The 20877-nt window shown below is 61.8% G+C and carries 17 protein-coding genes; 15 read left to right on the forward strand and 2 right to left on the reverse strand.

What is annotated here, in order from left to right; translation table 11 throughout:
* Positions 1-5: 5 nt before the first annotated feature.
* From nuoL to AB8B20_RS01980, 11 genes are all read left to right on the forward strand, one after another.
* Positions 6-2090 carry an NADH-quinone oxidoreductase subunit L gene (nuoL, locus tag AB8B20_RS01930; RefSeq protein WP_439071512.1) on the forward strand — a complete coding sequence of 695 codons (2085 nt, stop codon included), beginning with the start codon at positions 6-8 and terminating at the stop codon, positions 2088-2090.
* Positions 2091-2104: 14 nt separating this feature from the next.
* Positions 2105-3610: an NADH-quinone oxidoreductase subunit M gene (locus tag AB8B20_RS01935; protein ID WP_439071513.1), complete on the forward strand. Its 1506-nt coding sequence runs from the start codon at positions 2105-2107 to the stop codon at positions 3608-3610.
* 25 nt (positions 3611-3635) lie between these two features.
* Positions 3636-5072, forward strand: a complete 1437-nt coding sequence (gene nuoN / locus AB8B20_RS01940) for an NADH-quinone oxidoreductase subunit NuoN (RefSeq protein WP_439071514.1) — start codon at positions 3636-3638, stop codon at positions 5070-5072.
* Positions 5073-5891: a biotin--[acetyl-CoA-carboxylase] ligase gene (locus AB8B20_RS01945; protein ID WP_439071515.1), complete on the forward strand. Its 819-nt coding sequence runs from the start codon at positions 5073-5075 to the stop codon at positions 5889-5891.
* Positions 5888-7552, forward strand: a complete 1665-nt coding sequence (locus AB8B20_RS01950) for a ribonuclease J (protein ID WP_089264553.1) — start codon at positions 5888-5890, stop codon at positions 7550-7552. The genes AB8B20_RS01945 and AB8B20_RS01950 overlap by 4 nt, the downstream gene beginning before the upstream one ends.
* A 31-nt stretch (positions 7553-7583) precedes the next feature.
* The gene (mce, locus tag AB8B20_RS01955) at positions 7584-8006 is read left to right on the forward strand and encodes a methylmalonyl-CoA epimerase (protein WP_068730877.1); all 423 of its coding nucleotides are present in this window, start codon (positions 7584-7586) and stop codon (positions 8004-8006) included.
* Between the two features lie 7 nt (positions 8007-8013).
* A complete protein-coding gene (locus AB8B20_RS01960; protein WP_184516167.1) occupies positions 8014-8289 on the forward strand; it encodes a DUF1467 family protein in 276 nt (91 codons plus the stop codon).
* A 56-nt stretch (positions 8290-8345) separates the two neighbouring features.
* Complete coding sequence (locus AB8B20_RS01965) at positions 8346-8726, forward strand: hypothetical protein (protein WP_089264551.1); 381 nt, start codon at positions 8346-8348, stop codon at positions 8724-8726.
* 569 nt (positions 8727-9295) lie between these two features.
* Positions 9296-10615, forward strand: a complete 1320-nt coding sequence (proS, locus tag AB8B20_RS01970) for a proline--tRNA ligase (RefSeq protein ID WP_439071516.1) — start codon at positions 9296-9298, stop codon at positions 10613-10615.
* Between the two features lie 76 nt (positions 10616-10691).
* Positions 10692-11972, forward strand: coding sequence for a lipoprotein-releasing ABC transporter permease subunit (locus AB8B20_RS01975; protein ID WP_068730873.1), 1281 nt, complete (start codon positions 10692-10694; stop codon positions 11970-11972).
* Positions 11973-11981: 9 nt separating this feature from the next.
* On the forward strand, positions 11982-12680 hold the full coding sequence (locus tag AB8B20_RS01980) for an ABC transporter ATP-binding protein (protein WP_068730961.1): 699 nt from the start codon (positions 11982-11984) through the stop codon (positions 12678-12680).
* Positions 12681-12739: 59 nt separating this feature from the next.
* Here AB8B20_RS01980 and AB8B20_RS01985 read toward each other — a convergent pair whose 3' ends face one another.
* Entirely contained in the window at positions 12740-13039 is a 300-nt protein-coding gene (locus AB8B20_RS01985; RefSeq protein WP_089264549.1) for a DUF3551 domain-containing protein, read from the reverse strand.
* A gap of 695 nt (positions 13040-13734) precedes the next feature.
* On the opposite strand from AB8B20_RS01985, the gene dnaE reads away from it, so the two are divergent.
* Positions 13735-17217 carry a DNA polymerase III subunit alpha gene (dnaE, locus tag AB8B20_RS01990; protein ID WP_439071517.1) on the forward strand — a complete coding sequence of 1161 codons (3483 nt, stop codon included), beginning with the start codon at positions 13735-13737 and terminating at the stop codon, positions 17215-17217.
* Positions 17218-17229: 12 nt separating this feature from the next.
* Here dnaE and AB8B20_RS01995 read toward each other — a convergent pair whose 3' ends face one another.
* The gene (locus AB8B20_RS01995) at positions 17230-17457 is read right to left on the reverse strand and encodes a hypothetical protein (protein WP_068730870.1); all 228 of its coding nucleotides are present in this window, start codon (positions 17455-17457) and stop codon (positions 17230-17232) included.
* A 516-nt stretch (positions 17458-17973) separates the two neighbouring features.
* Between AB8B20_RS01995 and AB8B20_RS02000 the strand changes: the two genes are divergently transcribed.
* The 3 genes from AB8B20_RS02000 (at position 17974) to pyrH (ending at position 20874) form a co-directional block, all read left to right on the forward strand.
* Positions 17974-18966 carry a 30S ribosomal protein S2 gene (locus AB8B20_RS02000; protein WP_068730869.1) on the forward strand — a complete coding sequence of 331 codons (993 nt, stop codon included), beginning with the start codon at positions 17974-17976 and terminating at the stop codon, positions 18964-18966.
* 200 nt (positions 18967-19166) lie between these two features.
* A complete protein-coding gene (gene tsf / locus AB8B20_RS02005; RefSeq protein WP_439071518.1) occupies positions 19167-20090 on the forward strand; it encodes a translation elongation factor Ts in 924 nt (307 codons plus the stop codon).
* 67 nt (positions 20091-20157) lie between these two features.
* Positions 20158-20874, forward strand: coding sequence for a UMP kinase (pyrH, locus tag AB8B20_RS02010; protein WP_068730867.1), 717 nt, complete (start codon positions 20158-20160; stop codon positions 20872-20874).
* The last annotated feature ends 3 nt before the right edge of the window (positions 20875-20877 follow it).

Below are 20877 nucleotides of genomic sequence, written 5' to 3' on the forward strand. Positions count from 1 at the left end.
CAGTTATGATCCAGGCTCTTGTATTCCTGCCGCTGATCGGCGCACTGATCGCAGGCTTCATCGCCATCTTGGGTGCGCATGGGCGTAACCCGAGCGGCGACGAGATGGACCATGCGCATGACGACCACGGTCACGGCGATGCCAACGCGCATGCACATGCTGCGCATGGGCATGACGATCATGGTCACGATGATCACGACGACCATCACCACGTTGCCGAGCCGGCCGCGCTCGGCTCGCGTGCAGCCGAGCTGATCACCGCCGGTCTGCTGGTGGTGTCGGCGGTGCTGTCCTGGATGACCTTCGTGGACGTCGCCTTCATGCATCACGATGCCCGTATCGTGCTGCTGAACTGGATCAATTCGGGCGACCTGCAGCTATCCTGGACGCTGCGCGTCGATACGCTGACCGCCGTGATGCTGGTCGTCGTCACCACGGTGTCGTCGCTCGTGCACATCTATTCGCTCGGCTATATGGAAGATGATCCGAACCGGCCGCGCTTCATGGCGTATCTGTCGCTGTTCACTTTCATGATGCTGATGCTGGTGACCGCGGATAATTTGCTGCAGCTGTTCTTCGGCTGGGAAGGCGTGGGTCTGGCCAGCTACCTGCTGATCGGTTTCTGGTTCAAGAAGCCCTCGGCCAATGCGGCGGCGATCAAGGCCTTCGTGGTCAATCGCGTCGGCGACTTCGGCTTCCTGCTCGGTATCTTCGCGCTGTTCATGCTGGTCGGCTCGACCGATCTCGACACCATCTTTGCCAGCGCGCCTGGCCTGACCGGCAAGACGATCAACTTCTTCGGCTGGCACGCCGATGCACTGACACTGACCTGTCTGCTGCTGTTCGTCGGCGCGATGGGCAAGTCAGCCCAGTTCCTGCTGCACACCTGGTTGCCGGACGCGATGGAAGGCCCGACGCCTGTGTCGGCGCTGATCCACGCGGCGACCATGGTCACCGCGGGCGTCTTCATGGTGGCGCGCATGTCGCCGCTGTTTGAACTTGCGCCGAACGCGCAGGCCGTCGTGATGCTGGTCGGCGCGACCACTGCATTCTTCGCCGCGACCATCGGTCTGGTGCAAAACGACATCAAGCGCATCGTCGCTTACTCGACCTGTTCGCAGCTCGGCTACATGTTCGTGGCGCTGGGGACGGGGGCTTACTCCGTCGCCATGTTCCATCTGTTCACGCATGCCTTCTTCAAGGCGCTGTTGTTCCTGGGCTCGGGCTCGGTGATCTATGCGATGCATCACGAGCAGGACATCCGGAAGATGGGTGGCCTGTGGAACAAGATCCCGTTCACTTACGCGATGATGACCATCGGTACGCTGGCGCTGACCGGCTTCCCGTTCACGGCCGGTTACTTCTCGAAGGACGCGATCATCGAAGCGGCTTACGCCTCGCACACCCAGTTCGCCTTCTACGGCTTCCTGATGACCGTGGTCGCGGCGCTGCTGACCTCGTTCTATTCATGGCGTCTGGTGTTCAAGACGTTCCATGGCGAGCCGCACGACAAGAAGCACTACGATGCAGCGCATGAAGCGCCGCTGTGGATGCTGGTCCCGCTGGCCGTGCTGGGCATCGGATCATTCGCCGCAGGCTTCCCGTTCAAGGAGCTGTTTGCCGGTCATCACGTCGGAGAGTTCTTCCGAGAATCGCTGAAGATGAACCCGCACATCATCGAGGAGATGCATCACATCCCGGGCTGGGTGCCTTATGTGCCGACCGTGATGATGGTGCTCGGTTTCCTGATTTCGTACCTGTTCTATGTTCGCAAGCCTTATTTGCCTGTCGAGCTCGCGAACCAGCATCCGCTGCTCTACAAGTTCCTGCTCAACAAGTGGTACTTCGACGAGCTCTACGAGATCATCTTCGTCCGCCCGGCCAAGTGGATCGGCCACTTCCTCTGGAAGAAGGGCGACAGCATGATCATCGACGGCCTCGGGCCTGATGGTGTCTCGGCCCGCGTGCTCAATATCACGCGCGGCGTGGTTAAGCTGCAGACCGGCTACCTCTATCACTATGCCTTCGCGATGCTGATCGGCGTCGCCGGGTTGATCACCTGGTTTATCTTCGGCCTGGGGGGCCAGTAACAATGGCGTCCGTCATGACATGGCCGGTTCTTTCGGTCGTCACCTTCCTGCCGATCGTCGGCGCGATCCTGATCTATCTCAGCCGCGGCGATGATGAGGCTGCGCAGGGCAATGCGCGCTGGATCGCGCTCTGGACCACGCTGATCACTTTTGCGGTCTCGCTGATCCTGGTGATGCGCTTCGATCCGTCGAACGGCGACTTTCAGTTCGTCGAAAAGGCGCCGTGGCTGGCCGCGACCATCAACTACCATATGGGTGTGGACGGCATTTCGCTGCCCTTCGTGATCCTGACCACGGCCCTGATGCCGTTCTGCATCCTGTGCAGCTGGAAGTCGGTCACCAAGCGTGTCCGCGAATACATGATCGCGTTCCTGTTCCTGGAAACGCTGATGATCGGCACCTTCTCGGCGCTGGATCTGGTGCTGTTCTATCTGTTCTTCGAAGGCGGCCTGATCCCGATGTTCCTGATCATCGGCATCTGGGGCGGCCCGCGCCGCGTCTATGCCTCGTTCAAGTTCTTCCTCTACACGTTCCTCGGCTCGGTGCTGATGCTGCTGGCCATCATGGCGCTGTACTGGAACGCGGGCACGACCGACATCCCGACGCTGATGCACACCGCCGTGCCGCGCAACCTGCAGACATGGGCGTGGTTGGCATTCTTCGCGTCCTTCGCGGTCAAGATGCCGATGTGGCCGGTGCACACCTGGCTGCCTGACGCACACGTGGAAGCGCCGACGGCAGGTTCGGTCGTGCTGGCCGCGATCATGCTGAAGATGGGCGGTTACGGCTTCCTGCGCTTCTCGCTGCCGATGTTCCCGGATGCCTCTCTCTATTTCGCGCCGATGGTCTGGACGCTCTCCGTGATCGCGATCGTCTACACGTCGCTGGTCGCGCTGATGCAGGAAGACATCAAGAAGCTGATCGCCTACTCGTCGGTCGCGCATATGGGCTATGTGACCATGGGCATCTTCGCCGGCACCACCCAGGGCGTCTCCGGCGCAGTGTTCCAGATGGTGTCGCATGGCATCGTGTCGGGCGCGCTGTTCCTCTGCGTCGGCGTCGTCTACGACCGCCTGCATACCCGTGAGATCGCGGCCTATGGTGGCCTCGTCAACCGGATGCCGATCTATGCGGCGCTGTTCATGGTCTTCACCATGGCCAATGTCGGTCTGCCCGGCACCTCCGGCTTCGTCGGTGAATTCCTGACGCTCATCGGCACCTTCAAGGTCTCGATCCCGACGGCGACATTCGCCAGCATCGGCGTGATCCTGTCGGCGGCCTATGCACTGTGGCTGTACCGCAAGGTCGTGTTCGGTGAACTGACCAAGCCTGCGTTGCAGGGCATCAAGGACATCACGTTCCGGGAAGGCCTGGTGCTGGTGCCGCTGGTCATTCTCACCATTCTGTTCGGAGTCTATCCGAAGCCGGTGCTCGACATGTCGGCGGCTTCGATTCAGCTCCTCGTTAACAATTACGCTGCTGCAACGTCTGCCGTGAAGGCAGCCGCGCTGCTGCAATGACCGCAGCAGATCAGGATAACGCGCAATGACGATTACGACCGCCGGATATTCCCTGCTGCCCGTACTGCCGGAGCTGATGCTCGCGGTTGGCGCCATGGTGCTGCTGATGATCGGTGCCTTCAACGGACCGAAGGTCACGGGCCTGGTCACCACGCTCGCCGTCTGTCTGCTGGTGGTGGTCGGCGTGGCTGAAATCATGCTGCCCGCGGGCAAGCATGTCACTTTCGGCGGCAGCTTCATCGTCGATGACTATGCGCGCTTCCTGAAGGTGCTGGCGATCATCGCATCGGCCGTGACGCTGATCTTGTCGCGTGAATTCCTTGCGGACCAGTCCCGTCGCATTTTCGAATACGCCATTCTGGTGCTGCTCTCGACGCTCGGCATGATGGTGCTGATCTCGGCCGGCGACCTGATTATGCTGTATCTCGGCCTCGAACTGATGAGCCTTGCGCTCTATGTCGTCGCAGCCTCCAACCGCGACAATGCAAAGTCGACCGAAGCCGGCCTCAAGTATTTCGTGCTGGGTGCGCTGTCGTCCGGCATGCTGCTCTACGGCGCTTCTATGATCTACGGCTTTACCGGCACGGTGTCCTTCGCCGGCATCGCCGCCGAAGCCAAGACCGGCAATATCGGCCTGGTGTTCGGGCTGGTGTTTCTGCTCGCCGGCCTCTGTTTCAAGGTTTCGGCCGTGCCGTTCCACATGTGGACGCCCGATGTCTACGAAGGCGCACCGACGCCCGTCACCGCCTTCTTCGCTTCGGCCCCGAAGGTTGCAGCACTCGCTGTGTTCACCCGCGTCACGCTGACCGCGTTCCCGGGCATCGTGGTGCAATGGCAGCAGGTCGTGGTGTTCGTGTCGCTGGCCTCGATGGTGCTGGGCTCGTTCGCCGCCATCGGCCAGACCAACATCAAGCGCCTGATGGCCTATTCGTCGATCGGCCATATGGGCTTCGCGCTGGTCGGCCTTGCCGCCGGCACGCAGGAGGGTGCGCAGGGCGTGCTGGTCTATATCGCGATCTATGTCGCGATGACCCTCGGCACCTTCGCCATCATCCTGACCATGAAGCGGGGTGGCCAGCCGGTTGAGACGATCAAGGATTTCGCCGGCCTGTCGCGCACCAATCCGATCATCGCCTTCTTCTTCGCGATGTTCCTGTTCTCGCTGGCAGGCGTGCCGCCGCTGGCCGGCTTCTTCGGCAAGTTCTACGTCTTCATGGCGGCCATCAAGTCGGGCCTGTTCGTACTGGCCGTGGTCGGTGTGTTGGCCAGCGTGGTGGGCGCGTTCTACTATCTGTCCATCGTGAAGCTCATGTATTTCGACGAGCCGGTCGGGAAGCTCGATCCGATGCGTGTTGAACTGCGCACGGTGCTGGCTGTGGCGGGTCTCTTCAACGTGTTGTTCTTCGTCTATCCGGCGCCTCTGGTCAGCGCGGCGGCATTTGCAGCGAAGTCGCTGTTCTAGATGGTATTTTCGCTCGGTCCCCGAGCCCTCGCGGCGGGCACGAAGCTCGCCGCATTCGACACAACCGGTTCGACCAATACGGAAGCCATGGACCGCGCGCGCGCAGGCGAGCGCGGTCCGATGTGGTTTGTCACAACGGAACAGACTGCGGGACGTGGGCGGCGGCATCGGCCGTGGGTCGCTCCCCGCGGGAACCTCGCCAGTTCGGTGCTGGAAGTTCTTGATGTGACGCCCTCAGTTGCGGCGACGCTGGGCTTTGCGGCCGGCGTTGCCGTTGAGAAGGCGCTCCGACAGATCAGCGTCGAAGCCGCGATGCGGGCGCCGCAGTCGGCCGCGAATGATTATCGGCTGAAATGGCCGAACGACGTTCTGGCAGGCGGGCACAAGCTGGTCGGAATGAATCTGGAGGCGGAGGCAGCGCCGAACGGCCAGCTTGCTGTTGTCGTCGGCATCGGCACCAATGTGGTGGCGGCCCCCGACAATATGCCTTATCCGGTTGCTTGCCTGCATGCGATGGGTGTCAGCGCCAGCGCTGAAGACCTGTTTGCGGCGCTTTCGGACACCTGGCAGGAGATGCGCGGCATTTGGGATTCCGGCCGCGGGTTTGCCGAGATCCGGCGACAGTGGCTGGAGCGTGCAGCAGGGATCGCTCAGCCGGTGTCCGTGGACAACGGGGTACAGACGATTTCGGGAATTTTCGACACCATTGATGAGGCCGGTTGTATGATTGTCGCGACAGCGGATCGCCGGCGAATCCCTATTACCGCCGGCGACGTTCATTTCGGATCGGCCGCGTCGACAAGGACAGCACGCAAATGACGCGACCCAACGAATTGACCTTCGCACCGCTGGGAGGCGTCGGCCAGATTGGCATGAACCTGTCGATCTATGGCCTGGCCGGGAAGTGGCTGGCGATCGACCTCGGCGTCTATTTCGGTGACGAGGAGCATCTGCCCGGCATCGATCTGGTGATGCCCGACGTGCGCTTCCTGGAAAAGGAAAAGAAGAATCTCGTCGGTCTCGTGCTCACCCACGCCCATGAGGACCATTTCGGCGCCATCATCGATCTGTGGCCCAAGTTGAAATGCCCAATCTATGCGACGCAGTTCAGCGCCGCATTGTTCGAAGCCAAATGCGCCAGCGAGCGCAACCCGCCGAAGATCCCCGTCACCGTGGTGCCGTCGGGCGGCCGCATCAATCTCGGCCCGTTCGATATCGAGTTCATTCCGGTCGCGCATTCGATTCCGGAATCCCATGCGATCGCGCTGCACACGCCGCTCGGCACCGTGCTGCATACCGGTGACTGGAAGATCGATCCGACACCGATCATCGGCCTGCCAACCGACGAAAAGCGGCTGCGCGAACTCGGTGATGCCGGCGTACTTGCCATCATCGGCGACTCCACGAATGCGGTGCGCGATGGCCGCTCACCGTCCGAAACGGAAGTTGCCGCCACGCTCACCAAACTGGTGAAGGCTGCCAAGGGCCGCGTCGCCGTCACGACCTTCGCATCGAACGTGGCGCGGTTGCGGGCGGTTGCCGAAGCGGCGCAGGCCGCGGGCCGCGAAGTGGTGCTGGTCGGCCGCGCCATGGAGCGCGTCGTGCAGGTGGCCCGCGAATGCGGCTATCTCGATGGACTGCCGGCGTTCCGCAACGCCGACTATTACGGCCATTTCCCGCCGGACAAGGTGGTGGCGCTATGCACGGGCAGCCAGGGTGAAGCGCGGGCGGCGCTGGCGCGTATCGCCAGCGACGATCATCCGATGGTGACGCTCAACAAGGGCGATACGGTGATCTTCTCGTCGCGGACCATTCCGGGCAACGAGAAGGCGGTCGGCACCATCATCAACGGTCTTGTCACGCAGGGCATCGAGGTGATCACCGATCGCGATGCGCTGGTGCATGTGTCCGGCCATCCGCGCCGCGACGAATTGCGCGACATGATCTCCTGGGTGCGGCCGCAGCTGCTCATCCCCGTCCATGGCGAGGCGCTGCATCTGCACGAGCATGCCAAGCTGGCGCGCGCCTGCGGCGTGCCGCGGACCATGATCGTCAAGAACGGCGATCTGGTGCGCCTTGCGCCCGGCGATGCTGCCGTCATCGACGAACTGCCGTCGGGCCGCATGTTCAAGGACGGCCTCATTCTCGAGGATTCCAAGTCCCGCGCCGTAAGCGAGCGGCGCCGGCTGTCCTTTGCCGGCTGTGCGTTCGTGGCATTGGCCGTGACCATGAAGGGCGAACTGGTCGACGATCCTGCGGTCGATCTGATCGGCATTCCCGAAAAGAACCTCAAGGGCGAGGTGATGGAGGATGTCGTGTTCGACATCGTCGTCAACATCGTCGAAAACCTGCCCAAGGCGCGCAAGCGCGATCCGGATGCGATGGCGGAGTCGGTGCGACGCGCCGTCCGCTCGTCACTCGCCGATCAATGGGGCAAGAAGACGATGTGCTACGTTCACATCCTGCAGGTCGAAGACTAAAAGCAAAGAAACAAAGACTACGGAGGACACCATGCTGGGCCGGCTCAATCATGTGGCGATTGCCGTCGCCGATGCGGAGAAAGCTGCGAAGATCTACGGCACCGCCTTCGGCGCCGAGATTTCCGCGACCGTGCCGCTGCCGGAACATGGCGTGATCACGGTGTTCGCGACGCTGCCGAATACCAAGATCGAATTCATCCAACCGCTCGGCGCGGACTCGCCGATCGCCAAATTCGTCGAGCGTAATCCCGACGGCGGCATTCATCACATCTGTTACGAAGTGCCGGATATCATCGCGGCACGCGACAACCTGATCAAGGAAGGCGCGCGTGTGCTTGGCGACGGCCAGCCGAAGATCGGCGCCCACGGCAAGCCTGTGCTGTTCCTGCATCCCAAGGATTTCTCGGGCGCGCTGGTAGAGATCGAACAAGCTTCCGAAATCGAACAGTCCTGAGGACGCGATGGCCTATACGATCTCGACGTCGCTCGCGGTCTATTTCGTCATCTGGTGGATCACGCTGTTCCTGACGCTGCCATTCGGCGTGCGCAGCCAGCATGAGGATGGCAAGGGCACCGACGGCACCGATCCCGGTGCGCCTGTGCTGGCGCGGATGGGGCGCAAGCTGATCTGGACCACACTGATTTCCGCGGTGCTGTTCGCGGGCGGCATGTATGCGTATCGCATGGACTACTTCAACATCGAGCGGCTCTCGAAGCTGATGGGCGTGCCGATCTGAGAGCGATCTTTAACCTGCGGAGTCTGTCCTTTCAGGTGTCGATACGGAGCTGACGCATGAAGCGCTTTCTGCTTTTTCTGTTGCTTGGGCCGGCTGTCGGCTTTGCCGTTTTCGAGCTGCGCGAAATTGCCAGCGGCAGGATCATCGGCGGCTTTCCCGGCTTCATCATGGGATTGCCCTTTGCCTACTGGTTCGGGCTGATCCCGTCGCTGGTGATGTGGCTTGAGGACTGGTTCCTCGAAGACAAGATGCAGCTGTGGCCGAAGGTGCTGACCTCGGCGCTTACTGGCTATGTCGTGAGTATCGGGATGATGTTGATCTGGACGTCGGTGTCGATCCCGCTGCGCCAGATCCTTACATTCGGGATCGTCGGCGCGGTACAGGGCCTGGTCTGTTCGTGGCTGTCGGGCATCAAGCCGAAGGGTGGTGCGCTGTAGCACGCAGCGCGTTGCATCTCCAAAAAAAAAGGCCGGCATTGATGCCGGCCTTTTTTCGTCTCGGACGATATGAAGCGTCGCTATCGTTGTCGGGAATCTGCCGAAAAAAAAGAGCAGGGCCGCAGCCCTGCTCGGAAAATTGTGTCGACCCTATTACCCCAAACTTTGGATTTTATCCTTGCTTAGCGGGTTGACGCTGCTTGAGCGCGTCAGGGCTCCTCCCGAGACTTGGACCACCAGACTCTGTCCTTACGAACCGCCTGAGCTGTGAGTCGTAGCTTAACTTTTTTTGTTTGTCACCAATTTCGGCAATGTGTGTTCAAAATTTAGGCCAAGGGTAGAATCGCGACCTTTTACGCGATTTCCGGTCACGCTGGGTCGCTCTGGCCGGCATCGGAAATGGAGATATTTGACAGCCTGGGAAGCAATTCGCCAGGCGAACGGAATTAAGCCCTGATTGCCGGCTCCATCCTAGACTGTCCGGCGTCCGGCCCGTCGCCCTTGTATTTTGGCGGCCGATCCGGTTTCACTCGCGTTCTCCCGTGTCCCTCCGATTCCCAGGCCTAACCATGCGATTGTCGCGCTATTTTCTGCCCATTCTCAAGGAAACGCCGAAGGAAGCCGAGATCGTCTCGCACCGGCTGATGCTGCGCGCGGGCATGATCCGGCAGGAGGCCGCCGGCATCTATGCCTGGCTGCCGCTGGGCCTGCGGGTGCTGAAGAAGATCGAGCAGATCGTCCGCGAGGAGCAGAACCGGGCGGGTGCCATCGAGCTCCTGATGCCGACATTGCAGCTCGCCGATCTCTGGCGCGAAAGTGGGCGCTACGACGCCTATGGGCCGGAGATGCTGCGCATCGTCGACCGCCACAAGCGGGAGCTTCTCTACGGGCCGACCAACGAGGAAATGATCACCGAGATCTTCCGCGGCTATGTGAAGTCCTACAAGAGCCTGCCGCTGAACCTGTACCACATCCAGTGGAAGTTCCGCGACGAGCAGCGTCCGCGTTTCGGCGTGATGCGCGGCCGCGAATTCCTGATGAAGGATGGCTATTCGTTCGACATCGACGAAGCCGCGGCGAAACATTCCTACAATCAGATGTTCGTCGCTTATCTGCGCACCTTCGCGCGCATGGGCCTCAAGGCGATCCCGATGCGCGCCGAGACCGGACCGATCGGCGGCGATCACTCCCACGAATTCATCGTGCTCGCCGAAACCGGCGAGTCCGGCGTATTCTGCGACAAGAACGTGCTCGATCTGCCGATCCCGCCGGCCGATGTCGACTATAGCGGTGATCTCACGGGCATCATCAATCAGTGGACCTCGATCTATGCGGCAACCGAAGACGTCCACGACGCCGCGCGGTTCGAGAGCGAAGTGCCGGCCGAGCGGCGGCTCAACACCCGCGGTATCGAAGTCGGCCAGATCTTCTATTTCGGCACCAAATATTCCGACGCGATGAAGGCAACCGTCGCGGGCGCCGATGGCGCGGAGACGCCGATCCATGGCGGCTCCTATGGCGTCGGCGTGTCGCGGCTGCTGGGCGCGATCATCGAGGCCTGCCACGACGAGAACGGCATCAAGTGGCCCGAGGAAGTGGCGCCGTTCCGTGCTGCGATCCTCAACCTGAAGCAGGGCTCGCCCGATACGGATGCGGCCTGCGAGGCGCTCTACAAGGAGCTCTCGGCCAAGGGCGTCGATGTGCTCTATGACGACACCGACCAGCGCGCCGGCGGCAAGTTTGCCACCGCTGACCTGATCGGTGTGCCCTGGCAGATCCTCGTTGGCCCGAAGGGGCTGGCCGAAGGCAAGGTCGAGCTGAAGCGGCGCGATGACGGTTCGCGTGAGAATATCAGTGCCGCTGAGGTCGTCGCAAAGCTGACGTCCTGACGACTTATCCACTGTGTGGTCGCCGCATCACTCACGATGCGGCTAGAATAAGCCCGATTCGTATGGGAGTCGGGCGATGGATGATGCCATGAGCGAGCCAGTTCGAACCCCACCCTTCGCCGCCTTCGAATGGCTGCTGTCCGGACGCTATCTCCGCGCGCGCCGTAAAGAGGGATTCATCTCCGTCATTGCCGGCTTCTCGTTCCTCGGCATCATGCTCGGCGTTGCCACGCTGATCATCGTGATGGCCGTGATGAACGGCTTCCGCAAGGAGCTGCTCGACAAGATCCTGGGTCTCAACGGGCATCTGCTGGTGCAGCCGCTGGAAAGTCCTCTGACCGACTGGAAGGATGTCGCCGACCGCATCAGCGGCGTGAATGGCATTCGTCTCGCGGCGCCGGTCGTGGATGGCCAGGGACTGGGATCATCCGCGTTCGGTGCTGCCGGCATCTTTATCCGCGGTATTCGCTCTGGCGATCTCAATAACCTCACGTCGATCGCCAAGAACATCAAGCAGGGCACGCTCGAAGGCTTCGATGACGGGCAGGGTGTGGCGATCGGTCGGCGGCTGGCAGATCAACTCTCGATCCACGCCGGCGACATGATCACGTTGATCTCGCCGAAGGGGGCGGTGACCCCGATGGGCACGACGCCGCGCATCAAGCCCTACAAGGTTGCTGCCGTCTTCGAGATCGGCATGTCGGAATATGACTCGACCTTCGTGTTCATGCCATTGGCCGAGGCGCAGACTTACTTCAATCGCCCCTCTGACGTGACCTCGATCGAGGTCTACACCAACAATCCCGACAGGATCGACGAGTATCGCAAGCTCGTGACCGAGGCGGCCGGGCGGCCGATCTTCATCGTCGACTGGCGGCAGCGCAACTCGACCTTCTTCAATGCGCTGCAGGTCGAGCGCAACGTCATGTTCCTGATCCTGACGCTGATCGTACTGGTGGCGGCGCTGAACATCGTCTCCGGCCTGATCATGCTGGTGAAGGACAAGGGCAGCGACATCGCGATCCTGCGCACCATGGGCGCCTCTCAAGGCTCGATCATGCGGGTGTTCCTGATCACGGGTGCTGCGATCGGCGTGGTCGGCACGCTGGTCGGCTTCTTCGTTGGACTACTGGTCTGCTTCAACATCGAGACGATCCGGCAATTCATCTCGTGGATGACATCCACTGAGCTGTTCTCGCCGGAACTGTATTTCCTGTCCAAGCTGCCGGCCGAGGTCGACGTGGGCGAGACCAGCGCGGTCGTGATCATGGCGCTGACGCTGTCGTTCCTGGCGACCCTCTACCCGTCGTGGCGCGCCGCGCGCCTCGATCCCGTCGATGCGCTAAGATACGAGTGAGTGACTGATATGGCGCAAGGGGCAGATGATGTACCGGTGGTCTATCTCCACGACATCAAGCGGCAATACACCCAGGGCGAAAGCGTTCTGACCATTCTCGACAATGCCAAGCTGGCATTGTGGGCGGGGCAGTCTGTCGCGCTGGTGGCGCCGTCCGGCTCGGGCAAGTCGACGCTGCTGCATATTGCCGGCCTGCTCGAGAGCCCGGATGACGGCGAGGTCTATGTCGGCGGCACCGCGACCTCGGGCCTGTCGGACACCGAGCGCACCCAGATCCGCCGCACCGATATCGGCTTCGTCTACCAGTCACATCGGCTGCTGCCGGAATTCACCGCGCTGGAAAACGTCATGCTGCCGCAGATGATCCGCGGCTTGAAGCGCTCCGAGACGGTCGCCCGCGCCAAGGAAATCCTGGCCTATCTGGGTCTGGCCGAACGCATCACACATCGCCCCGCGGAGTTGTCGGGCGGCGAGCAGCAGCGCGTTGCGATTGCCCGTGCGGTGGCCAATGCACCGCGCGTGTTGTTTGCCGACGAGCCGACGGGCAATCTCGATCCGCACACCGCGGATCATGTCTTCAAGGCGCTGATGCAGCTGGTGAAGGCGACCAAGGTGGCGATGTTGATCGCGACCCACAACATGGAACTGGCTGGCCGCATGGATCGGCGGGTGTCGCTGGAAAACGGCAAGGTCGTCGAACTCGACTGACCCCGCCACTCGTTTCATTTGAGAGAGAAAAAGCGAGGCGCCGCGGACGGCGCCGTCGCTCAGTAGCTGCTCTTACGCTTGCGCTTCACGCGCGGCTGCTGCGGCGCGTAGGTCTGCGCATAGGCCAGCGCCGGATTGGCAAAGCAGGTCAGACCGATGCCCGATGCCGTCGCGGCGCACTGCGCATAGGTGCGGTAGCTGCAGTCGTCGTCGTCATAGAGCGAGCGCATGCAGAACGGATAACCGCTCGGCGTGTTGAACGAGAACGGGCCGGGATCGGTGCGCTGTGCTGCGGCGGGCGTGACGGTGAGGGCCGAGAGGGCGCCGAAGGCGACCAGAGCAAGCAGGGCTGCGCGCATCAAATTCTCCTGCCGACTCAGATGGCCGGCTGCGTGTGATCTCTGACCGGCACAAAGCCGGTCCGAGAGGTATTCGTCAACTCACAAAGCCGGATTCCGCTCCGCATCCGGCGCCGGAAACATGCCGTAACAGGGCTTGTTCGGCGCAGGCGACGCAATACGGCGTAGGTGATCGCCGGCGAGGGATGGCCTTGGCTGGCTGGGCGTAAAGCGTGCCGGCCTGCCATTTTAACCATCCCGAATATGAGGCGCGACGAGCCCGGATCGGCTGCTTGACTCAGGAACAGAATGAGAACAATGTTCTTCATATGTTCCAGAGATCACGGAGGCCACCATGTTGAAGACCTTTGTTGAAGAAGCCGCTGCGCTGGCATCGATCGTTCTGTTCGTCGGCATGATTGCGGTTTGGGCGCAACTGATCCCCCAGCTGTGATCCTGCTCCCGGACGCTGGCTGCGAAGCTGGCGCCGGAACACCGGGGAAGCACTCTCCGGTGGATACGGGAACGCTCCCGGGGAATGACAAGCATTCCCTAGGGAATGCGGGGACGCTTCCGGGCCCGAGCGGGTTTCACATGGACTTGGCCGGGGGCAGGCATCACCATGGGGCAGCGAGTCGGTCTGAACAGGCTGCCGCGATCCCCAGTGTCGATGACTGCCCAGATCGGGCGCTGCAAAGTCCGGAACGCCCCACGCCATGAGTCAGAAGCCCGCCGCCGCGTCGAATGCCGGATTTGTCCATCTGCACGTGCATTCGGCTTATTCGCTGCTGAAGGGCTCGATCAAGATCCAGAAACTGGCGGAACTGGCGAAGGCCGACCACCAGCCGGCGCTGGCGCTGACCGACAGCGACAACATGTTTGGCGCGCTGGAATTCTCCGAAAAGCTGGTGGGCTATGGCATCCAGCCGATCACCGGCTGCGAGGTCGCCATCGATTTCGGCGACCAGGATCCCAACGCCCGTAACGCGCTGAACGCCGTGATGCCGCGAATCGTGCTGCTGGCTGCCAAGGAGCGTGGCTATCAGAGCCTGATGAAACTCAACTCGCGCGCGTTTCTGGAAACCCCGGTCAATCACGCGCCTCACATCAAGCTGGAATGGCTGCTGGAGGAAACCGAAGACCTGATCGCGTTGAGCGGCGGTCCGGACGGTCCGATCAATCAGGCGCTGCTTGCCGATCAATCCGCGCTTGCCGCTGCGCGTTGCGACCGGCTCGCGTCGCTGTTTGGCGATCGGCTCTATATCGAACTGCAGCGTCATGGCGCCGAGAAGGAGCGCCGCGCCGAAGCCGGTTTGATAGACTTGGCTTACGCCAAGGGCCTGCCGTTGGTGGCAACGAACGAGCCGTATTTTGCCGCCGTGGATGACTATGAGGCCCATGATGCGCTGCTATGCATCGCCGGTGGCAGGATCATTGCCGAGACGGACCGCGAGCAGCTTACCACCGATCATCGCTTCAAGACCCGCGCCGAAATGGCAGTTCTGTTTGCCGACATCCCCGAGGCATTGGCGTCAACCGTCGAAATCGCCGAGCGCTGCTCGTTCCGGCCAAAGACGCGCAAGCCGATCCTGCCGCGCTTCACGGTGGGCGCCGGCAGTAACGCCGAAGGTGCGGCCCAGGAGGAATCCGACGAATTGCGCCGTCAGGCCGAGGAGGGCCTGCGCAAACGTCTCGAGATCCACGGCGTGTCGCAGGGCAAGAGCGAAGAGGAATACCACGCGCGGCTCGACTTCGAACTCAACGTCATCTCCCGCATGAACTATGCGGGTTACTTCCTGATCGTGTCCGACTTCATCAAATGGGCGAAGGCGCAGGGCATTCCGGTCGGACCGGGCCGCGGTTCGGGCGCCGGCTCGCTGGTCGCCTGGGTCTTGACCATCACCGATCTCGATCCCCTGCAGTTCAACCTGCTGTTCGAGCGCTTCCTCAATCCGGAACGCGTCTCGATGCCCGACTTCGATATCGACTTCTGCCAGGATCGCCGCGGTGAGGTGATCTCCTATGTGCAGCAGCGCTACGGCCGCGATCAGGTCGCGCAGATCATCACCTTCGGCACGCTGCAGGCGCGCGGCGTGTTGCGCGACGTCGGCCGTGTGCTGCAGATGCCCTATGGTCAGGTCGACAAGCTGACCAAGCTGGTGCCGCAAAATCCGGCCGCACCGGTGACACTTGCAGCCGCGATCGAGGGCGAGCCGAAACTCCAGGCGCTCCGCGACGAGGATCCGATCGTCGCCAAAGCCTTCGATATCGCGCAGCGCCTCGAGGGCCTGACACGCCACGCTTCGACCCACGCCGCAGGCATCGTGATTGGTGACCGGCCGCTGTCGCAGCTCGTGCCGATGTATCGCGATCCGAAATCGGACATGCCGGTCACCCAGTTCAACATGAAATGGGTTGAGCCAGCAGGTCTCGTGAAGTTCGACTTCCTCGGCCTGAAGACGCTGACAGTGCTCGATGTCGCCGTGAAGCTGCTCAAGCAGCGCAATATTGACGTCAATCTTGCGACCACGGCGATTACCGACGCCAAGAGCTACGAGATGCTGGCGCGCGGTGAAGTGGTCGGCGTGTTCCAGGTGGAAAGCCAGGGCATGCGGCGCGCGCTCGTGGACATGCGCCCCGACCGTTTCGAGGACATCATCGCGCTGGTCGCGTTGTATCGTCCGGGCCCCATGGCGAACATCCCGACCTATTGCGCGCGCAAGCATGGCGATGAAGAGCCGGAATATCTGCATCCGATCATCGAGCCGATCCTGAAGGAAACTTTCGGCGTTATCATCTATCAGGAACAGGTGATGCAGATCGCGCAGGTCATGGCCGGCTATTCGCTCGGTGACGCCGACCTGCTGCGCCGCGCGATGGGCAAGAAGATCCGCGCCGAAATGGAAAAGCAGCGCGAGATCTTCGTTGCAGGCTCTGTCAAGAACGGCGTGCCGAAGGGGCAGGCCGATACGATCTTCGATCTGCTGGCAAAATTCGCCGACTATGGCTTCAACAAGAGCCACGCGGCGGCCTATGCGCTCGTGTCGTATCACACCGCCTATATGAAGGCGCATTATCCGGTGGAGTTCATTGCGGCGTCGATGACGCTCGACATGGGCAACACCGACAAGCTGTCGGAATTTCGCGCCGAGGCGCAGCGGCTCGGTATCAAGGTCGAGGCGCCGAACATCAATCGTTCGGGCGTCACCTTCGAGGTCAGCGACAACACGATCTATTATGCGCTGGCCGCGTTGAAAGGCGTCGGCGCTGGCGCCGTCGAGCTGATCGTCGCCGAGCGCAACAAGAATGGTTTGTTCACGTCGCTTGCCGACTTTGCGTCGCGCGTGAGCCCACGCGCCGTCAACAAGCGCATCATCGAAACACTCGCTGCGGCCGGCGCCTTCGATACGCTCGATCCACATCGTGCCCGCGTGCATGGCGGCGCGGATGCTATTTTGGCCGCCTGCCAGAGCGCCCACGTGGATACGACAATCGGTCAGGGAAACATGTTTGGCGGCGCGGCCGATGCGCCGACCATCATGCTGCCGCAGATCGACAACTGGCTGGCGGCGGAGAAGCTGCGCAAGGAATACGACGCTATTGGCTTCTTCCTGTCCGGCCATCCGCTCGATGACTATGCGACCGCCCTGAAGCGACTGCGGGTGCAGAGCTGGGCCGAGTTCTGCCGCGCCGTCAAAGCCGGCGCTACGGCGGGCAGGGTGGCGGCAACGGTCGTGTCGCGCATGGAGCGGAGGACCAAGACCGGCAACAAGATGGGCATCATGGGTCTATCCGACCCGACCGGCCATTTCGAGGCGGTGCTGTTCTCCGAAGGGCTTGCCCAATACCGCGACGTGCTGGAACCGGGTACCGCGGTGCTGCTGCAACTCGGTGCCGAACTCCAGGGCGAGGACGTTCGGGCCCGGGTTCTCCACGCGGAGCCTTTGGATGCCGCCGCTGCCAAGACCCAGAAGGGGCTCAGGGTGACCATGAAGGACACCAAGGCACTGGATTCGCTGGTAAAACGCCTCCAACCGCAGCCGAGCAATGCCGCCGGCGGGGGCGACGTCTCGCTGATCCTGCGCCTCGACCTGCAAACTGAGGTCGAATTCAAGCTCGAAGGCCGGTTCCAGGTGTCCCCGCAGATCGCCGGAGCCATCAAGGCGGTTTCCGGGGTGGAAATGGTCGAAACGCTTTGATCGGGTGGGAGCTTAGGGGGCTAGAACGGCTTTTTTGACAGCCTGCTGCAGACTGATCGGGCCGAATAAGGATTTCGGATACAGGTAATCTTCCCCGGACTCATCAATGATGCGGAGGAGGCTGTTCTTCTCGGCTTCAGCATCCGGAAGAGCGACATAAATCTTCCGCCGCTCCAGCGAGGCGGCATAGCCATCATTGTCGAGGCATACGACGAGCCGCTGGGACGAAGTTTTTGTCATGGGTCACAATCAAAGAAGATGTTTGATCTTGTATTCCCGGCGACCGATGCCAGCCGCCTCGTACCAATGTAATTCGGCCAGCCGGACTTGACCATCGGCTAGTCGTACACGGCAAACGCCCTTTCGCTTGCCATGGGCCCCGGCCATAAGCCCTTCGAAGCCGGGCAACCTCTCGGATTCCGGATCCAACAGCAATCGTTTCAATGTCGAGAATTCCGCCCAAAATCTCGAAATACATCCACTGGTTGTGGCGTTTGCTGCTTGTTGGGTCAAGATCAGGGTACCTGTTGTGACGAGTGCAGGAGTCGCGGCGGGGGTGGGGCAGGCGATTTCATCGGCTCCCCCCGGTCCATATTGCCTTGCTTATCCCGGGAATCCGGCTATAAGCCGGCCCATCTCACACGGAAGCATGGCTTAATCGCCGTCCGGTGGCATCCGGGCTGCACGGCAGAATCCTCTGCCCGAACGCTCGTTTGCTCACACGCTTCCGGAGGAAACAACCGGAGAATTGATACTATGGCACTACCCGAATTTTCTATGCGTCAACTGCTCGAAGCTGGCGTCCACTTTGGCCACCAGTCGCACCGCTGGAATCCGAAGATGGCGAATTACATCTTCGGCGCACGCAACAACATCCACATCATCGATCTCGCGCAGACCGTGCCGTTGCTGCACACCGCGCTGAAGGCTGTGAGCGACACCGTCGCCAAGGGCGGCCGCATTCTGTTCGTCGGCACCAAGCGCCAGGCGCAGGACGTCGTTGCCGAAGCTGCGAAGCGCTCGGCGATGTACTTCGTCAATTCGCGCTGGCTCGGTGGCACCCTGACCAACTGGAAGACCATCTCCGGTTCGATCAAGCGTCTGCGTCACCTCGACGAAGTGCTGAACTCCGGCGATGCGTCGGCCTACACCAAGAAGGAGCGTCTGACGCTGCAGCGCGAGCGCGACAAGCTCGATCGCTCGCTGGGCGGCATCAAGGACATGGGCGGTCTGCCCGACCTGATCTTCGTGATCGACACCAACAAGGAAGACATCGCGATCCAGGAAGCCCAGCGTCTGGGTATCCCTGTCGCGGCGATCGTCGACACCAACTCGGATCCGAAGGGCATCACCTATGTGGTCCCGGGCAACGACGACGCCGGCCGTGCGCTGTCGCTATATTGCGACCTGATCGCGCGCGCTGTCATCGACGGCATCTCGCGCGCCCAGGGCGACTCTGGCTTCGATATCGGCGCATCGGCTGCTCCGGTTGCTGAAGCCATTCCGGCTCCGGAAGCTGGCTTCCAGGGCCTGGCCGGTCCGCGCGGCACCGCCGACGATCTCAAGAAGCTCACCGGCGTGTCCGGTGCGATCGAGAAGAAGTTCAACGACCTCGGCATCTTCCACTACTGGCAGCTGGCCGAACTCGATCACGACACCGCCCACAAGATTGGCGAAGAAGTTGGTCTTCCGGCCCGTGCCGACGGCTGGGTCGCCCAGGCCAAGGGTCTGACGGCGGAAGCCGAATAACGCGCAGGCGTGATCCCGGAACCGGTGTCCCGGTTCCGGACAAAATCATGCCGATGCGACAGCCAAGAAACTATTGTGCGGCCGTCATCCCGGCCGCACTTTCCATCTCTACACTTCTCTCGATGATAGTTCCTGCGGCGTAACGCGATTGACCAGCACCGGCTGGCTCGCAGGCGCCCTGACAGGCAAAGGGTTCAACGATGGCAACGATTACTGCAGCGATGGTCAAGGACCTCCGCGAAACCACCGGCGTCGGCATGATGGATTGCAAGAACGCACTGGCTGCCAATGACGGCGACATGCAGGCGTCAATCGACTGGCTGCGCGCGAAGGGCCTGTCCAAGGCCGCCAAGAAGGCTGACCGCGTTGCGGCCGAAGGCCTGATCGGCGTTCTCACCGCCGGCAACAAGGGCGTCGTGGTCGAAGTCAATTCCGAGACCGACTTTGTCGCGCGCAACGATCAGTTCCAGGGTCTGGTCAAGATGATCGCCCAGGTGGCGCTCAAGGTTGGCTCCGACGTCGAAGCCATCAAGGCTCACAAGATTGGCGAAGCTACCGTCGAGACCGCGATCACCGAAGCCATCGCCACCATCGGCGAAAACATGACCCTGCGCCGCGCCGCGACGCTGGAAGTCTCGGCCGGTGTCGCGTCGAGCTACGTGCATAACGCCGTGATCGAAGGTCTCGGCAAGATGGGCATCATCGTCGCGCTGGAATCCACCGGCAAGGCTGACGAGCTCGCGACTCTCGGCAAACAGATCGCGATGCATGTCGCTGCTGCCAACCCGCAGGCGCTGGACTCGGCCGGCCTCGATCCGGCGGTCGTTGCTCGCGAAAAGGAAGTGATGGCGGACAAGTATCGCCAGCAGGGCAAGCCGGACGCGATGATCGAGAAGATCGTCGAGAACGGCCTGAAGACCTATTACAAGGAAGTCTGCCTGCTGGATCAGGCCTTCATCCACGACACCGGTAAGTCGGTGGCGCAGGCCGTCAAGGAAGCCGAAGGCAAGGTCGGCGCGCCGATCAAGCTCACTGGCTTCGTGCGCTACGCGCTCGGCGAAGGCATCGAGAAGCAGACTTCCGACTTCGCTGCCGAAGTTGCCGCCGCCAGCGGCCAGAAGTAAGACGAATTGGAAGACCTCCCGGCGATCTACGCCGGGAGCTGCCGCCTCGAAAGGAAGCGATCGCATCATGGGTGAGCCGCTCTATCGTCGCGTCGTGATCAAGGTCTCGGGTGAGTCTTTCGCCGGAGGCCAGTCATTCGGTATCGATCAGCCGACCATCGACCGCATTGCCGTCGATCTCATTGCAGCCCAGAAACTTGGTGTCGAAGTCGCAGTCGTCGTCGGTGGCGGCAATATCTTCCGCGGCGTCGAAGTCTCCTCGCGTGGTGTGTCGCGCCCGACCGGCGACAGCATGGGCATGCTCGCTACCGTTATGAACTGCCTAGCACTGGAAGCTGCGATCGAGCGCCACGCCGTGCCGGCCCGCACGCTGTCGGCGATGGTGATGCCGCAGGTCTGCGAACTCTTCACACGTGCTGCCGCACACAAATACCTGTCCGAGGGCCGGATCGTGCTGCTGGCCGGCGGTACCGGCAATCCGTTCTTCACCACTGACACGACCGCAGTGTTGCGCGCTGCCGAGATCGGCGCATCGGCCGTGCTGAAGGCGACCAATGTGGACGGCGTCTACAGCGCCGATCCAAAGAAGGATCCGAACGCGACGCGCTTCGAGCGTCTCAGCCATTCGCAGGCGGTGGAGGGGAACTACAAAGTCATGGATGCGACGGCTTTCGCGCTTGCCCGCGAGACCTCGCTGCCTATCATCGTGTTCTCGATCGCCGAACCGGGTTCGATCGGCGCCATTTTGACTGGTACTGGCCGCGGCACCATCGTCGCGGGCTGATTT

It is taken from the genome of Tardiphaga sp. 866_E4_N1_4, assembly GCF_052076075.1.
GTDB lineage: Bacteria > Pseudomonadota > Alphaproteobacteria > Rhizobiales > Xanthobacteraceae > Tardiphaga > Tardiphaga robiniae.

Coding starts and splice junctions, on each gene's coding strand:
- AB8B20_RS02000 (WP_068730869.1), top strand. CDS start 17,974: ATGGCACTACCCGAATTTTCTATGCGTCAACTGCTCGAAGCTGGCGTC.
- dnaE (WP_439071517.1), top strand. CDS start 13,735: ATGAGTCAGAAGCCCGCCGCCGCGTCGAATGCCGGATTTGTCCATCTG.
- AB8B20_RS01960 (WP_184516167.1), top strand. CDS start 8,014: ATGGCCTATACGATCTCGACGTCGCTCGCGGTCTATTTCGTCATCTGG.
- AB8B20_RS01935 (WP_439071513.1), top strand. CDS start 2,105: ATGACATGGCCGGTTCTTTCGGTCGTCACCTTCCTGCCGATCGTCGGC.
- AB8B20_RS01950 (WP_089264553.1), top strand. CDS start 5,888: ATGACGCGACCCAACGAATTGACCTTCGCACCGCTGGGAGGCGTCGGC.
- mce (WP_068730877.1), top strand. CDS start 7,584: ATGCTGGGCCGGCTCAATCATGTGGCGATTGCCGTCGCCGATGCGGAG.
- proS (WP_439071516.1), top strand. CDS start 9,296: ATGCGATTGTCGCGCTATTTTCTGCCCATTCTCAAGGAAACGCCGAAG.
- AB8B20_RS01945 (WP_439071515.1), top strand. CDS start 5,073: ATGGTATTTTCGCTCGGTCCCCGAGCCCTCGCGGCGGGCACGAAGCTC.
- tsf (WP_439071518.1), top strand. CDS start 19,167: ATGGCAACGATTACTGCAGCGATGGTCAAGGACCTCCGCGAAACCACC.
- AB8B20_RS01975 (WP_068730873.1), top strand. CDS start 10,692: ATGGATGATGCCATGAGCGAGCCAGTTCGAACCCCACCCTTCGCCGCC.
- AB8B20_RS01985 (WP_089264549.1), bottom strand. CDS start 13,039: ATGCGCGCAGCCCTGCTTGCTCTGGTCGCCTTCGGCGCCCTCTCGGCC.
- nuoL (WP_439071512.1), top strand. CDS start 6: ATGATCCAGGCTCTTGTATTCCTGCCGCTGATCGGCGCACTGATCGCA.
- AB8B20_RS01995 (WP_068730870.1), bottom strand. CDS start 17,457: ATGACAAAAACTTCGTCCCAGCGGCTCGTCGTATGCCTCGACAATGAT.
- nuoN (WP_439071514.1), top strand. CDS start 3,636: ATGACGATTACGACCGCCGGATATTCCCTGCTGCCCGTACTGCCGGAG.
- pyrH (WP_068730867.1), top strand. CDS start 20,158: ATGGGTGAGCCGCTCTATCGTCGCGTCGTGATCAAGGTCTCGGGTGAG.
- AB8B20_RS01980 (WP_068730961.1), top strand. CDS start 11,982: ATGGCGCAAGGGGCAGATGATGTACCGGTGGTCTATCTCCACGACATC.
- AB8B20_RS01965 (WP_089264551.1), top strand. CDS start 8,346: ATGAAGCGCTTTCTGCTTTTTCTGTTGCTTGGGCCGGCTGTCGGCTTT.